Consider the following 13,997-nt stretch of genomic DNA (forward strand, 5'->3'; position numbering starts at 1 on the left):
GCCGTGTCCATGTCCATACTGAGGGCACTGCAACGTTCGGTTTCCGGGGGGAAATGACGTGGGAGTCAACGAACTGACGGCGCTGATCATGCCGGCCGTCACGGGCCTGGCGGGCGGCGTGGGAAGCGGACTGGGAACCGCCGCGGCCGAGGAGGTCCGCCGGCTGGCACGGGAGAGGCTCGGCGCGTCCGAGGAGGGCAGGGCCGCGCTGGCCCGGCTCGACGAGGAGCCCGTACCGGCCGAGGCCGAGGAGGGCGTGCGCGAGCGGCTGACGGCCGAGCTGACGAACGACCCCGCGTTCGCCCGGCTGCTCCAGCAGGCGGCGCAGCGGCCCGAGTTCAGGGCGGGCGGGGACATCAACTCCATCACCATCGGCGGAGGGGTCAAGGGCAGCACGATCACGATCGGCCCGGTCACCCTCCAGAAGACCCCCGGCGTGATGGCCGCGCTGGGCCTGTTCGCCGCGGCCCTGGCGCTGTTGGTGGGCTTCGGAGGCTACGGCGTGGTGCAGGTGCTGCGGGCCGACGACGGTCCGGCCGCGTCGTCCGGCGCTGGGCAGCCGGGCGGCGGCGTCGAGGGGGCGGAGGAGCCCGCGGCCGCGGCACCTTCCGGATCAGGCGGACCGGAGGAGAAGCAGGTCACCGCGATCAAGGACCTCAGCGTCTTCGAGGCGGTCCTCCCCACCGTGCAGAGCATGCCCCGGGGATGGGCGTCCAAGAAGTCGGACCGCGCACCGGACTCGGCGCACGCATGCTCGCGGGACGACTGCAAGGGCGAGCTCTACAGCGGGTCTGCCCTCTTCACCGGCTCCGGGGTCGATGCCATGTTCCGGGCGAGCGCCTACGACAGCACCCGGACGGCGGTCGCGGGCTACGCGTCCCTCGTCAAGGTCACCGAAGAACTCCCCGACACCACCCCCATGTCGCTGGACCCCGTCGGCGACGAGAGCACCGCCTTCTCCGCCGACGAGTACACCGGGTCGGAGACCGTGCACACCATGGGCGTGGTGATCCGCGTCGGCACCGTCGTCGCCCGGATCGACTACGGGAACAGCTACGACCCGCCGGACCCCGCCGATCTGGTGAAGCTCGCGGAACTCATCGCGGAACGCGCCCAGCAGGCCCAGAACGGCCGGCCCCCGAACGCGACGGCCCGCCGGTAGCCCGGCGCACCCGGGCCGTGCACCTGGCACGACGGGCTCACCGTTTCACGCGGCTGCGGACGGCGAGGAGGGTCAGGCCCAGCAGGATCGGACCCGCGATGCGGGATGCCATCTCGGTGTAGGTGCCGGCGGTGGTCAGTTGACGGCCGGAGGCGCGGAAGACCACCGAGTTGATGACCACCCGCAGGGACTTCTCGAACCGCTCGGTCGACAGCCGGGCAGCGTAGGGCCCGCTGGTCTCGCGGGGATCTGGGGTCTCAGTCGTCATCGTGAGGGCGCTGCCGACGAGGGTTCCCGTACTCGTCGGCTTCGGGCCCTCCTGCGGCAGACCCCACAGCATCATCACCAGCACGGTCGCGGTCATGGCCGCGAGCAGCCAGCCGAAGGCCCGCGAGGCCCGCAGTCCGTAGCCGGACAGCGCCCAGTACGCGGTGAGGAGGCCGCGCTCGCCCCAGGGGATGTCGTCGGCGTGGCGGCGCATCTCCATCTCGCCGTAGTAGAAGTCGGCCGCGCCCGGTTCGTGCTTGCTGTCCTCGAAGGCCTTGCGCAACTGCCGGTACACCGGCGCCAGGGCCGTCGGGGCCAGGACCTGCTCGCCTGCCGGCGCGGGCGTCCAGCCCTCCGTACCGGCCCGCCGGGCGGCACGCCAGTGGTGCTCCTCGGCCAGCGTGCGGCGCTGCGTCCCGCGCACCGGCAGTGCCCCGCGCCATCGCAGTCCCGAGGGGGCCGGCGCGAGCAGGTACTGGCCCTCCAGGCGCAGTTGGTCCAGGTGGATGGTCCCCGCGAGGAAACAGCCGGAGAGGTCGACATCGGCGAGCACCAGGTGCGCCGCGTCCGCGCCGCGCAGCGAGGTGATGCGTACGCCGACGCCCGGGCGCGCGGCCTCGAAGGCCTGTCCCGAGGGCCCGGCGACGGGCCGGGCGTGGGCGGCGACGCTCAGGGGGTGTTCCACGATCGCGTCGGTCAGGTCCACCGCGGCGCGCCTGAGCCGCAGCGCGGCGGTGGAGGTCCAGCGCGTGCGGCGGCAGTGCAGCGCGGGCGTGTCCACCTCGATCGTGACGGCGGCCCCGAACACCGCCTCCGACAGGTCCGTCCGCCCCTCGCACACCAACGGCCCCAGCGCGGTCGTCCGCGCGAAGTCCACCCCGCGGAAGTCGGCGTCGCCTCCGATGCGCGCCCCGTCGAACCGGGCCTGGCCGCCTATCTCCGCCCCGCCGAACCGGAGGTCGCCGCCCACCTCCACCGCGCGGAAGCCGAGCCCGCCTGTGATCGTCGCGTCACCGAAGCGGGCAGCGCCCTCGAACCTCGCCCCGTCGAACCGGGCCTCGCCCATGCGGGGCCGCCCGCCTGCCGGGTCCGTGAGGGCGGCCAGCAGTTCGTGGAGGAGTTCCTCGGTGAACGGGGTGCCGCGGTGGTCGAGGTCAGCGCCGGGCCACAGGCCGGCGAGGTACGCGGACCGGCCGGCGGGGCCGAGGTGGGCCAGGCACGCCGTGCGGGGGGCGACGCTGCGGCCACGGCAGCCGCCCCGCTCAGCTGCGGAGTCGGCGACGCGGTGCCCGCAGCGGGGCCAGTCAGGCGTTCCGGGGGCGGGCGCATCGGGCGGCGTGGTGGTCATGTGCGCAGGGACGCGACGCGGTACGCGGTGGTTGCCGTCCGGGCCCGGCCCCGGGGTACTTCCCGAGGTCGCCGCACCTGCTCACATGTGCCGCTCGTAGGTAGGGTCTTGGGGAACCCGATCAAGGAGGACCACCGTGACGGACATCGTGATCGCGCAGACGACCGTGGACGACGAGGGGAAGGCGTACGAGATCGCGCGGGCCGCGGTGGAGGCGCGGCTGGCGGCCGGTGTGGACGTCGACGCGCGGATGACCTCCTTCTACTGGTGGAAGGACGCCGTGCAGCACGAGCGCGAGTACCGGCTCACCTTCAAGACGACCACGGAGCGGGTCGCCGCGCTGGAGGCGTGGGTGCACGCGCAGCACCCGTACGAGGTGCCGCAGTGGACCGTGCTGCCGACCGTGGGGACGTCGCAGGAGTACCTCGCGTGGGTGGTGAAGGAGACCACCCCGCGGTAGCGGCCTTCCCCCTGACGCGGCGGACGATGTCCGCGGCTTCGGCCGGGTGATTCCGAGCCGGATTCCTCCGGTTTCAGACCGGCGAGCCCCCCGACAGTTCCAGGCGCGGTCCCGTGAAGGCCGCACGGAAGCGCCGGTCGTGGGAGACCGCCACCACCGCGCCCGGAAAGACGGCCAGGGCCGCTTCGAGTTCCTCCACCAGGGCGGGCGAGACGTGGTTGGTCGGCTCGTCCAGGACGAGCAGGCCCGCCGGGCGGCTCACCAGCCGGGCCAGGTCCAGCCTGCGGCGCTGGCCCACGGAGAGCGCGGCCACGGACACCCGCAGGTCCTCCGCCCGGAACAGCCCGAGGCCCAGCAGCTCCTCGGCGTACTCCTCCGGGTCGCCGGGGCGTCCGGCGGCGAAGGCGTGCAGCAGCGGGTGGCCGGCCGGCGCGGCGGCGACCTCCTGCGGGAGGTACCCGACCGACGTGCGGCGGAGCACGGCGCCCCGGTCCGGGGCGATGTCCCCGGCCAGTACCCGCAGCAGGGTCGACTTCCCGGCCCCGTTCGGCCCGGAGACCAGCAACCGGTCGCCCGGACCGATGGCGAGCTCCGGGACGGACAGCCTCCCGTCGACCCGGACCCCGGCCAGCTCCGCCACGTACGGCACGCCCTCGGGCAGGTCGGCTTCCTCCGCCTCGATCCGCGCGGCGAACCGCAGGGGCCGCGCAGGCGCCGCCACCGGTTCCCGAAGCAGTTCGTCCAGCCTGCGCCGGGCGGCCCTGACCTGGCCCGACAGCTTGGCTTCGTGCGAGCGGCGGTGCTTGCCGAAGCCCTGCCGGGGGTCCTTGCCGGTGACGGTCAGGCGCTGACCCGCGGCCTCGACGAGGTGCCGGGTGCGGGCCAGTTCGTCGAGGTACTCCGCGTGGCGCTGCTCGCGGCCCCGGCGGGCGGCGGCCAGGGCGGTGCGGTAGCCCGCCCAGCCGTCCCCGTACCGCGTGACGGTCCGCAGGTCGCGGTCCACCTCCAGGATCGTGGTTGCGACGTGCTCCAGGAAGGCACGGTCGTGGGTGACGACCACGACCGTGCCGCGGTGCGCGCGCAGCCGTTGCGCGAGCCAGGTCACCGCGGGTGCGTCGAGGTGGTTGGTCGGCTCGTCCAGCAGGAGGAGTTCGGGATCCGCGCCCAGTACGCAGGCGAGGGCGAGCCGGGACGCCTCGCCGCCGGACAGCGTGCCGAGGGGCCGGTCGCGGCCGATGTGCCCGACGCCGAGGGCGTTCAGGGCAGCGTCGGTGCGGGCGTCGGCCGCGTACCCGTCGCGGGCCTCGAAGGCGGAGAGGAGGTCGCCGTACGCGTCGAGCTCCGCGGGTCCGGCGTCGGCGAGCGCGTGCTCGGCGGCCCGGATACGGGCCCCCAGCGCGCGCAGCTCGTGCAGGGCGGCGTCGACGGCGTCCTGCACGGTGCGCTCCGGCCCGAGGGCGAGGGTCTGCGCGAGATGGCCGGCGCCGGAGGGGAAGGTCACGGTGACCCGGCCGTCGTCGGGGCGTTCCGTCCCGGCGATCAGCCGCAGCAGGGTGGATTTGCCGGAGCCGTTCTCACCGATGAGGGCGGCCCTTTCGCCCGGACGGAGGGCGAAGGAGACGTGGTCGAGGACGAGCCGGTCGCCGTAGGACTTGGAGACGTCGTTCAGGGCCAGCTGGGAGACGGTGGCGGCGGGGCCCGCCGTGGGGGTCGCGGCGGGTACGCCGGAGGTGCGCGAGCGCATGGGGTGTCCTTGGGGTGCGGGATCTGCTTCCTGTCGGAGGGCGACGCGGACCGACGGCGCGGGGCCGTGTCCGGTCGCGTCCGGCGCTCAGAGGAAGAAGTAGTGCCTGCACATGCGGCAAGCGTACAACGAGTCGGATCGTCTCGTCTTGTGCATTTCCGGCACCGCTGCCCGCGCCCGCCCCCGCCTGCCCGCCCGCCCCGGTGCGGGCGGGGGCAGGCGGGTGCGGACCGCCCTCAGGCGCCTTCGCCGAGGACGGTGCGGATCAGTTCACGCTGCTCCTCCGTCAGGTGCAGCCCGTCCAGGTCGACGACCTGGTCGTCGACCGAGATCCGGTAGTGGAAGGAGTCGGCCGGCGACGACAGCGCACGCTGCGCGAGGTTCTCCAACTCCGTGGCGTCCCGCCGGTAGGAGGTGTCGATTCCGCGGGTCTTCTCCACACCGGTGAAACCCCCGGAGCGGGTGACGGTGATCAGCATGACCGTTCTCCTTCGGAAGTGGTCCGCCCTGTTGCGGCTCCTCCCGCCTGCCCCCGATCCGGCGGCTGTCCCCCGCCGGGCACCAAGGCCGGGACCTAAGGCGCGAATTCGTCGTTCCGTGGCCGGAGGGCGGGCCTCCCCGCCCTGCCTGGCGAGGGACACCGCACCGGCCGGACCGAGTGGGTGACAGGGACCGGCACGGGGTGGAGAATCGAGCCGACCGACGTCGGGGGGCGCTGATGGGCCGGGCACTTCGGGTGGGGATTCCCGCACTCTTCACGATCTTCATCCTGTGGTACGCCTCGTACTTCACCACGATCGTGGTCTGGGAGGTCCGGAAGCTGTTCGCCTGGCTGGCCCTGCCCGCGCTGGCCGCCGCCGCCGCGCTCGTCCTGTGGCTGGCGGTGCGGTGGATCCGCCGCGGCAAGGGCGGTTCGGGCCGCGCGTACACGGTGGCGCTCCTCGCCTGGTTCGGCGGCGCGGCCGGGCTGGCACTGGCCGTGACATGGCTGGTGTACGGCGCGTACCTGGAGGACCGCGCGTACATGGGCGGTGTGTCGATCGTGGCCGAACCGGTGCCCGAGCTGTCGGCGCGGGCGCCCTACCTGGTCGGCAAGGCGCAGGCCGCACCTCACCTGGGCGACGTCACCGGTGAGATAGCGGACATCACCTACCTGCCCGACTCGGACCGCTTCGCCACCCTGGTCGAACGGCGCGGCTGGCTCGCCGGGTACGAGGTCGGCCTGGTGCAGGACATCCCGCTCGGCGCCAGCGGTCGCGACCAGCAGCGCTGCGCCTTCGACGTGGAGCGGGCGGACGCACGGATCGGCGGCTGGTTCACCCACAACCTCGGCCGCAAGATCGCCGCCGAGAGGCGGTGGGCCCGGTTCGAGCCCGGGGACGCGTACGTGACCTGCTCGGGCGGCGTACCGACCGTGGCGGTCCCGCTCAAGCGGCAGACCGGGTTCCTGATCGTGACGGAACGGCCCGCCGGGGTCGCGCTCTACAACGGGCGCACCGGAGAACTCACCGTCACCGACGACACCTTGGCCGTCCCCGGCCCCTCCTATCCCCTGAGCATCGCCGCCCGCCAGCGCGAGGCCACGGCCGCCGTCGGCAGCTTCGCCGACTGGTGGTTCGAGCGCAGCGGGTGGGACGAGTCGGAGGACGGGGCCAACGAGGGCAACGAGTCGGAGCTGACCCTGCGCTACCGCGAGGAGGCGGGCAAGAGCGCGTACGTCACCCCGCTGACCCCCCAGGGCGAGGCGAGTTCGGTGGTGGCCATCTCGTCGGTCCCGACCCGCCACCGGGGCAACGGGCTGGCCCCGTTGACCGTCCACCGGCTCAACCCGACGTGGTCCTCGCCTAAGGCGCTCGTGGCCCTGGTCAAGGCGGAGTACCGGGACGTCTGCTGCTACAACGACGACCGGGTCTTCGAGGTCGTCCCCACGGGCGGCAGCACGTGGACGGCGACGATCGGCAGCGAGCAGAACATCCGGTACCGCGTGGAGGGACGGGGTGTGGTCGAGGGCCGGGAGGCGACCTGCCTCAAGGGCGCCGACGGCTCGCTCATCCGGTGTGCGTACGCGGCGCCGGGCTCGCCGGAGGAACAGGAGCTGGCGCGCCGGGAGCAGGAGAAACAGAAGCAGAAGCCGGAGGGTGGGAGCTCCCCGGGGGGCGTGGGCGACCTGGGGTCGTACAGCCCCGACCAACTGGCCGAACTGCAGCGGCGGGTGTCGGAGGAGTTCCTGCGCCGCCTGAAGGCGGGCGGCTGACCCCCGCCACCGCCGCGCGGGGCGCGCGCAGGGCTCAGGCCGGAGGGACGACGGCGTGTTCGGTGAACCGGCCGCAGGCGCGGAAGCCCAGCCGCCGGTAGACGGGCTCGCCGTCCGCCGAGGCCTGCAGCACGGCGATGGCGCTGCCCCCGCTGCGGGCCGTACGGAGCGCGGCGAGGGTGACGGCGGAGCCGTAGCCGCGCCGCCGGTGGCCGGCCAGGGTGCAGATGTTGTAGATCCCGGCGACCCCCGCGTGGTGGAAGACCTCGGCGGTGCAGACCGGGTGCCCTGCGGCGTATCCGACCAGATAGCGGGCCGGGCAGTCCGCGGCCAGTGCCCGTACGGCGGCCCGGCCGAAGAACGCGCGGACCGTGGCGGCGGGCGGATCCCAGTTGGCGGCGAGGACGGCGGCGTAGTCCGCGAGCTGCTCCCGGGTGGTCACGGGGCGGATGTCCAGCTCCGGAAGCTCCGGCAGTTGCGGCGCCCCCGGCCCCTGCCGCCGGTCCGACGGCTCCTGGTCCCGCTCCGCGGCCCCGGACAGTTCCGCGGCCTCGGACAGCTCCGCCCACATGGCCGTCCCGTGCTCGGCCGCAGGAAGACCGGCCGCGGCAAGACGCCCGCTCAGGTCCGTCGGCGTGGAAGCGGGACCCACCCACCAGGAGAACGTGCGCCCGGTGGCGGCCAGCTCCCGGACGGTCCCGCTGACCCGCTCCCCTGCGGTGGCGGGGGCGAAGCGGGCGGCGGCCACGATGTTGAAGGTGTCGTCGTCGAGCCCGCTGTCGGCCACCAGGAGATCACCGGTCTCCACGACGGTCGCACCCGTCATGGCCCGGTGCAGGTGGCAGGCGTGTTCGGCCAGGTTCCGCTCCATCCTGGCCATCAGGTCGACCTCGTCGGCCTCGTCCGGAGCGCCGGACCGCATCATCCCCTTCACGAGGGTTCATCCCATCATCTCCCCCACGGGTACCACCAGAGGATTCCTTCGTCTGCCGCGCGTGTACGGAACTCACCGGTGCCGCTCCAGCTGACACCCTCGGCACCCATGGATGTGAGTACCTTCTACGCCCTCTTCTCCGCCACCTGCTTCACCCTGGTCGGGCTGTGGTGGAACGTGGTCCAGAGCCACCACGACTGGATGCGCGATCCCGCCCTGCGCCGGATCGTCGGCGGGATCTACCTCTCGTTCCTGCTCCCGGCCCTGATGGGCCTCTTCGCGCAGGTCGGGGGCACCGACCAGCCCCAGATCTGGCGCGGCGCCTTCATCGCCCTGGCCCTCGTCGGCTGCGCGTGCACGGTCCGGCTGCTGTCCCGGGGCAACGGCAACCGCTTCCTCGTCTGGCAGCAGGCCGGGGTCGCCGTCCTCTACGCCCTGATCGCCGTCGTCGGCGCCTTCCCCGAACTCGCCCGCCACGTCGGCCTGCGCCCCATCCAGGCCGAGGCCCTCATGCTCATCGCCCTGATCGTCCTCGGCCACGCCCTGGTCTGGCGGTTCATGGCGGGCGAGGGCCGGCCCGCGGAACAGGCCTGACCCCGGGATCCCGGCCCGCGCGCCGCGGACAGTAGGGTGACCCAGATGAACACTTCCTCCGCGCTCCCGCGTTCCTTCCGGCTGCTCGTGACGGGTGGAGGGACCGGCGGTCACACCTATCCGGCCCTCACGGCGATCCGCACCCTGCAGGGCCGCCTCGCGGCCGCGGGCAGCACCCTGGACGTCCTGTGGATCGGTACCGCCGACGGCCTGGAGGCGCGCGTCGCACCGGCCGAGGGGATCCCGTTCCGGACGGTCGCCACGGGGAAGATCCGCCGCTCGGCGAACCCGCTCAAGATGCTGTCCGCGGCGAACGTGAAGGACATGGCCCGCGTTCCGCTCGGGGTGGCCCAGGCCCGGACCATCGTGTCCGAGTTCCAGCCGGACGTCGTCCTCGCGACCGGCGGGTACGTCGCGGTTCCGGCCGGTCTGGCCGCTCGCCTGTGCAAGCGTCCGCTGGTCCTGCACGAGCAGACGGTCCGGCTGGGTCTCGCCAACCGGAAGCTGGCGGGTTCGGCCACCCGCATCGCGGTGTCCTCCGAGTCCTCGCTGCCGCTGCTGCCTGCGGAGGTGCGTGACCGCGCCGTCGTCACGGGCAACCCGGTCCGCCCGGAGGTCCTCACCGGCCACGCCGAGAAGGCGGTGCACGCGCTGAACCTCGCCGGCTTCGACCGGCGTCTGCCGACGGTCTACGTCACCGGCGGCGCGCAGGGCGCCCAGCAGATCAACGGGGTCGTCCGGGACGTGCTGCCCTGGCTGCTCGGGTACGCGAACGTGATCCACCAGTGCGGCCCGGCGAACGTGGACGAGCTGCGCCACGCCGCTGCGGGCCTGGACCCGTACCTCGCCGGCCGGTACCACCTCACCGGGTTCGTCGGCGCGGAGCTGCCGGACGTCCTGGCCCTGGCCGACGTCGTGGTGTCCCGCAGCGGGGCCGGCACGCTGGCCGAGCTCACCGCGCTGGGCAAGCCCGCCGTGTTCGTGCCGCTCGCCACCTCGGCCGGCAACGAGCAGGCGCACAACGCCAAGCACCTCGCCGATGCGGGAGCCGCCGTCGCACTGCTCGGCGACGTCACCCCGCAGGCCCTGCAGGCCGCCGTCGGCCCGCTGCTGACCGACCCCGCCCGCCGTACGGCGATGGCGGCGCAGGCCCGGGCGTACGGCCGGCCGGACGCCGCGGAACGGCTCGTGGACGTGCTGCTGTCGGCTGCCGCCCACTGATCCTGCGCGGCTCCCGGTCACACGCCACCCGCCGGACGCCGGTCACCCGTCGTCGGGCGGGTGGCCGTCCGGCGTGTCCACCGGCACCCGGCAGGCCGGCGGGCCGCCGCTGCCTACCGTGGCCCCATGAACGCACGTACAGCACTGACGTCCGCCGGGTACGGCATCCGGTGCGCGCGATCGGCCGAGGCCGGCGCTGTCGCCGCGCTCCTGGCCCGCGCCTTCGCCGAAGACCCGGTCATGGCGTGGATGATCCCGGACCCGTCCGACCGGGAGCGCAGGATCGCCCGCTACTTCAAGCTGACCCAGCGCCAGCAGCGGCCGCGGGCGGGCGGCGTCCGGGTCGCCGCGACCGGCGGGGGTCAGCTGCTGGCGGCGGCGTTGTGGTCGGGGCCGGGGCGCTGGAAGCCCTCCGCCGCGCAGGAGCTCGCAGCCCTTCCGCATTACGTACGTGTCTTCGGCGCCGGCGGTCTCCGGCGGGCGGCGGACGTCCAGAACGCCCTCGACGAGGCCCACCCGGACACGCCCCACTGGTACCTGCCGACCCTGGGAACCGAGCCGGCCGCGCAGGGCGCGGGCATCGGTGCCGCCCTGGTGCGCCAGCAACTGGCCCGCTGCGACGAGCTCGGACAGCCCGCCTACCTGGAGTCCAGCAAGGCCACGAACGTCCCCTTCTACCAACGGCTCGGCTTCCACGTCACCCACGAGGTCCACCTGCCGGACAACGGGCCCACCCTGTGGCCCATGTGGCGCAACCCCGACCCCGCGGTCCTGTGACGCCGCCCGGCCGCCGGCGGTGAAGAGCCGCTGCCGGTGAAGAGAAAAGGTCCCGCCCTCCCTGAGGAGGACGGGACCTTCGTCGAGCGCTGGGCAGGCCTTGCACCTGCATCCCCCCACAGGAAGTGGGGTGTCTTTCCTTGGACCACCAACGCCTGGCCCCCCTGCCGTGGAGCACGGCCGCGAGGACAAGATCAACGATACCGCACGGACCGAGTGACTCCGGCACCACACGCCGGACGCGCCCACATTGACGGGCCGTCGTCACCGGCGTCCGCCGCCGAACCCACCAGGATCCGGCCGGAGGCGGTCACGGCGATGCCGGAGATGTGGCGGGTGCCCGCCTCGGTGGGGTGGGGCGCCCGGTAGGACCTGCGCGTCACGATGCGCGGACGGTGCCACACCGGGACGTGCCCCGGTGGGGAATCGCGGAATCCGGGACGGCGCCGTGCCCTCCTCGGCAGGATGAGTTCATGGACCGTGGGGATGTGGGACCGGGCGGGACGAGGCCGGTGGTGGTGCGGATTCCGGTGGAGCCCGTGGAAGCCGCGGTGGAGGCCGACGCGGTCGACGCCGCGGCGCGCGCGGACAAGGTCGTGGTGCGCGGCCCGCTGTTCGGGGTGGCGGAACAGGGCGCCGGGGACGGGCAGCGGTGGCGGGCCGTGGTGGAGGTGACGTCCGGCTGCCCGCAGCAGGCGCGCGACCGGCTGAACTCGATGCTGTGGTTCCGCGCCAAGGACGGGGCCCCGGACAGGGCGCAGCGGCGGGCCCTGCTGGCGGCGGTCGCCCGGCTGGAGGCCGAGCGCGTCGACGAACTGGCCGTGGCCGGGAGCCGCTACCGCATCGTGCGCGCCGAGGAGTACGCCGTCTCCGGCCCGGACGGCATCGAGCAGCCCCGCCCGACCGATCCCGAACCCCCCGTCCCCGACTGGGACCGCGCGGTACGGGGCCCGGGGGTCGACGCCGGGCTCGTACTGGATCCGGACGCACCGGTCACCCCCACCCAGGCGCTCGAACAGGTGGCGCTGCGCGGGCTGTGCTACGTCGGCGGCCGGTTCCCCGAGGAGGTGCTCGGGGACGCGCGGCAGGCGCTGGACACCCACCCGGACGTCCTGCTGCTGCCCGCGACGTTCGCGGTCGTCGAGCGGACCCCGGCGGGATGGCGGCCGGTCAGCGGACCGCACGCGAGCGCGCACGACGCCCGTAGGTCACTGGACTTCAACCTGACGTGGATGTGGCCGCGCCTGCACGGTGTCATCCCCGCGGACGCCGACCCGCACGCCGACGCCCGCAGCTGGGCGACGCCCGGCGGGGCGCCGGCCCCGGAACTCTCCGCAGCAGCGGCCGAGTACGCCGAGGCCGCGGATGCGCTCCGGGCCGGGCGCGTCAACCGGCTGGAGTTCCAGGGCTCCGTGTACCGGATCGCCCGTACCCGGCGCCTGCTGCGCTGGGGCCCCGCGGGACCCGAGGGACCGCGCCCCTCCGACGTGAACACCCAGGAGCCGACCCGCATCCACCTCTCGCTCGACGAGGACGGCCAGGTCGTCCCCGACCCCTGACCGGCGGCGACGGGACCGGACCCCGAAAGCGACCCGGTTCCGGCGGCCGTCGCGCAGGCGCGCCCGGTCCGGGTGGAGCGCGACGACGCCGCCCGGCTGCGGGCGCTGGTGGCGGCGGTCGAGGCGAACGGGCCGGTCCCGGTGCCGGAGTCGGCGGCGGCGCGCTTCGCCGAACTGACGGGCGTACGGCGGGCCGTGGCCCGGCTGGTGGTGGCCGGTCTGGTGGGACGGCCGCACCCGGAGGAGGACCGGGCCCTGGTGCGCGGGGCTCCGTACCGGGCCACGCCGATGACGGCGAAGTCCTATGACGGGCTGCGGGAACGGCTCGGGGGTGCGGGCCGGCGGGCCGTGCTGGCGGCGGCGCTGCCCGCTGATCCGGCCGGGCTGTGGCTGCCGGGCGGGGTCGAGGCGGCCGTGGAGCGGATGGCGGGGGTGTGGCAGGAGCTGGTGGGGACGCTGCCGGCCGTGCACGACGAGGCGGCCGATGCCCTGGAAGCCGACCTGGGGCTCCCCGAGGTATGGGCCCGGCGGCTGGCGGGCGGGTACGGGGCCGCGGCCGATGCGACGGTGGAGGCGGCGGGCTGGGAGCTGGCGGCGACCCGCTACGGCATCGGGGTCGAGGTGCGGGCCGTGCCTCCCGCCGGGCCCGAGCTGCCCTACGGCACGCCCGTGGGGCTGCCGGTCGAGCAGATGGCGGCCGCGCTGGTGTGGGCCTGGACGGACCGGCCCGTCGGCGATCCCGCGGTGGCGGGCGCGGCGGCCCTGTACGAGCGGCTGCGGGCCGAACTGGAGCGTCCGGAACTGCTGCTGGCGCTGCCCGGTGGGCGGATCCAGGACACCTCGGAGCGGATCGCGGAGCGGTTCGGGCCCGGGCGGCTGCCGGTGGCGATGGACGCCCGTAAGGAGGAGGGCCCGGTTCCGGTGACCGCGTACGACTCCTGGCCGCTGGTGGTGTGCGCACCGGGCGGCGCCTCGTTCCTGCGGCCCGCGGCGGTCGCCGATCCCGAGGTGTGGCGGCGGGTCCGGGAGCTGACCGACCTGGCGGAGGAACTGGACCGCGTGGCGCCGCTGCTGGCCGGTGGCGGCCTGGACCGGATGATGCGCCGGTCCCGGTCGGGAGCCGTGCCGGACGGGGCGTACGAGGCGGATCCGCGGAGCTCCTGCCCGGAGCTGGTCGCGCGGGTGGCGCAGGAGCTCGGGACCGGCGCGGACGCGGGGGCGCTGTACCTCCAGCTGGCGGCCCTGGCCGCGCCCACCGACCGGAACGTGCGTCGGTGGAACGGCTGGTCGACGAAGCGGCACGCCGAGGTCCGCGCGGAACTCCTGGGCACGGGCGCGGTGGTGGAGGCCAAACGGGCTCGGGCGGGCCGGACCCTGTTCCTCCCCGGCGAGTGGACCGAGCTGAAGTCCCCGCACCTGCCGCTGGAGACCGCGAAGCTGGCGGCGCACGCGGTGCGGCCGATGTGGAGCAATGCGATCCGATCCCCCTTCGGGCGGATCCTCGCGACGGCTCCGCTGCACGAGATGTTCGCGGCGGCCTGGGAGCGGCTGCGGGGCGGGGAGGCCACCGCCGACTGAGGCCGGGAACCCGGCCGGCGCCGGGGCCCGCAGAAAGGGGCCCCGGCCGCGAGGCGCGGTGCCGGGCAGCGCGGGCCCGGCAAGACCCGAAAGGGACGG

Annotated in this window: 12 protein-coding genes; 8 read left to right on the forward strand and 4 right to left on the reverse strand. The window is 74.5% G+C overall.

Annotated elements, in window-relative coordinates:
- The first annotated feature begins 58 nt into the window (after positions 1–58).
- On the forward strand, positions 59–1,162 hold the full coding sequence (locus IO30_RS0100570; protein WP_031138042.1) for a hypothetical protein: 1,104 nt from the start codon (positions 59–61) through the stop codon (positions 1,160–1,162).
- Between the two features lie 37 nt (positions 1,163–1,199).
- On the opposite strand, the gene IO30_RS0100575 is transcribed toward IO30_RS0100570, so the two are convergent.
- A complete protein-coding gene (locus IO30_RS0100575; RefSeq protein WP_031138044.1) occupies positions 1,200–2,777 on the reverse strand; it encodes a pentapeptide repeat-containing protein in 1,578 nt (525 codons plus the stop codon).
- Positions 2,778–2,913: 136 nt separating this feature from the next.
- On the opposite strand from IO30_RS0100575, the gene cutA reads away from it, so the two are divergent.
- On the forward strand, positions 2,914–3,237 hold the full coding sequence (gene cutA / locus IO30_RS0100580) for a divalent-cation tolerance protein CutA (RefSeq protein ID WP_031138046.1): 324 nt from the start codon (positions 2,914–2,916) through the stop codon (positions 3,235–3,237).
- 73 nt (positions 3,238–3,310) lie between these two features.
- Here the strand turns inward: cutA and IO30_RS0100585 are convergent, their stop codons facing one another.
- Together IO30_RS0100585 and IO30_RS0100590 are read right to left on the reverse strand one after the other, a co-directional pair.
- On the reverse strand, positions 3,311–4,981 hold the full coding sequence (locus IO30_RS0100585) for an ABC-F family ATP-binding cassette domain-containing protein (protein WP_031138047.1): 1,671 nt from the start codon (positions 4,979–4,981) through the stop codon (positions 3,311–3,313).
- A 236-nt stretch (positions 4,982–5,217) separates the two neighbouring features.
- Positions 5,218–5,460, reverse strand: coding sequence for a protealysin inhibitor emfourin (locus IO30_RS0100590; RefSeq protein ID WP_031138049.1), 243 nt, complete (start codon positions 5,458–5,460; stop codon positions 5,218–5,220).
- Between the two features lie 257 nt (positions 5,461–5,717).
- Here IO30_RS0100590 and IO30_RS0100595 point away from each other — a divergent pair, with 257 nt between their 5' ends.
- A complete protein-coding gene (locus IO30_RS0100595; protein ID WP_237403286.1) occupies positions 5,718–7,235 on the forward strand; it encodes a hypothetical protein in 1,518 nt (505 codons plus the stop codon).
- Between the two features lie 34 nt (positions 7,236–7,269).
- Here the strand turns inward: IO30_RS0100595 and IO30_RS0100600 are convergent, their stop codons facing one another.
- On the reverse strand, positions 7,270–8,106 hold the full coding sequence (locus tag IO30_RS0100600) for a GNAT family N-acetyltransferase (protein ID WP_031138052.1): 837 nt from the start codon (positions 8,104–8,106) through the stop codon (positions 7,270–7,272).
- 171 nt (positions 8,107–8,277) lie between these two features.
- Between IO30_RS0100600 and IO30_RS0100605 the strand changes: the two genes are divergently transcribed.
- From IO30_RS0100605 to IO30_RS0100625, 5 genes are all read left to right on the forward strand, one after another.
- A complete protein-coding gene (locus IO30_RS0100605; RefSeq protein ID WP_031138055.1) occupies positions 8,278–8,763 on the forward strand; it encodes a hypothetical protein in 486 nt (161 codons plus the stop codon).
- Between the two features lie 45 nt (positions 8,764–8,808).
- Positions 8,809–9,984: a UDP-N-acetylglucosamine--N-acetylmuramyl-(pentapeptide) pyrophosphoryl-undecaprenol N-acetylglucosamine transferase gene (locus IO30_RS0100610; RefSeq protein WP_031138057.1), complete on the forward strand. Its 1,176-nt coding sequence runs from the start codon at positions 8,809–8,811 to the stop codon at positions 9,982–9,984.
- A gap of 126 nt (positions 9,985–10,110) precedes the next feature.
- Positions 10,111–10,761 (forward strand): GNAT family N-acetyltransferase, encoded by a 651-nt coding sequence (locus IO30_RS0100615; RefSeq protein WP_051858789.1) that lies wholly within the window; start codon positions 10,111–10,113, stop codon positions 10,759–10,761.
- 473 nt (positions 10,762–11,234) lie between these two features.
- Positions 11,235–12,320: a DUF5954 family protein gene (locus tag IO30_RS0100620; RefSeq protein ID WP_031138061.1), complete on the forward strand. Its 1,086-nt coding sequence runs from the start codon at positions 11,235–11,237 to the stop codon at positions 12,318–12,320.
- Between the two features lie 72 nt (positions 12,321–12,392).
- Entirely contained in the window at positions 12,393–13,898 is a 1,506-nt protein-coding gene (locus tag IO30_RS0100625; protein WP_031138063.1) for a hypothetical protein, read from the forward strand.
- Positions 13,899–13,997: the final 99 nt, after the last annotated feature.

The sequence above is a fragment of the Streptomyces xanthophaeus genome (genome assembly GCF_000725805.1).
In the GTDB taxonomy this organism is placed as follows: Bacteria; Actinomycetota; Actinomycetes; order Streptomycetales; family Streptomycetaceae; genus Streptomyces; species Streptomyces xanthophaeus.

What these genes read in the sequence shown, in the direction of transcription:
- IO30_RS0100575 (WP_031138044.1), bottom strand. Translation starts at nt 2,777, where the DNA reads ATGACCACCACGCCGCCCGATGCGCCCGCCCCCGGAACGCCTGACTGG.
- IO30_RS0100585 (WP_031138047.1), bottom strand. Translation starts at nt 4,981, where the DNA reads ATGCGCTCGCGCACCTCCGGCGTACCCGCCGCGACCCCCACGGCGGGC.
- IO30_RS0100590 (WP_031138049.1), bottom strand. Translation starts at nt 5,460, where the DNA reads ATGCTGATCACCGTCACCCGCTCCGGGGGTTTCACCGGTGTGGAGAAG.
- IO30_RS0100600 (WP_031138052.1), bottom strand. Translation starts at nt 8,106, where the DNA reads ATGGAGCGGAACCTGGCCGAACACGCCTGCCACCTGCACCGGGCCATG.
- IO30_RS0100605 (WP_031138055.1), top strand. Translation starts at nt 8,278, where the DNA reads ATGGATGTGAGTACCTTCTACGCCCTCTTCTCCGCCACCTGCTTCACC.
- IO30_RS0100610 (WP_031138057.1), top strand. Translation starts at nt 8,809, where the DNA reads ATGAACACTTCCTCCGCGCTCCCGCGTTCCTTCCGGCTGCTCGTGACG.
- IO30_RS0100615 (WP_051858789.1), top strand. Translation starts at nt 10,111, where the DNA reads ATGAACGCACGTACAGCACTGACGTCCGCCGGGTACGGCATCCGGTGC.
- IO30_RS0100620 (WP_031138061.1), top strand. Translation starts at nt 11,235, where the DNA reads ATGGACCGTGGGGATGTGGGACCGGGCGGGACGAGGCCGGTGGTGGTG.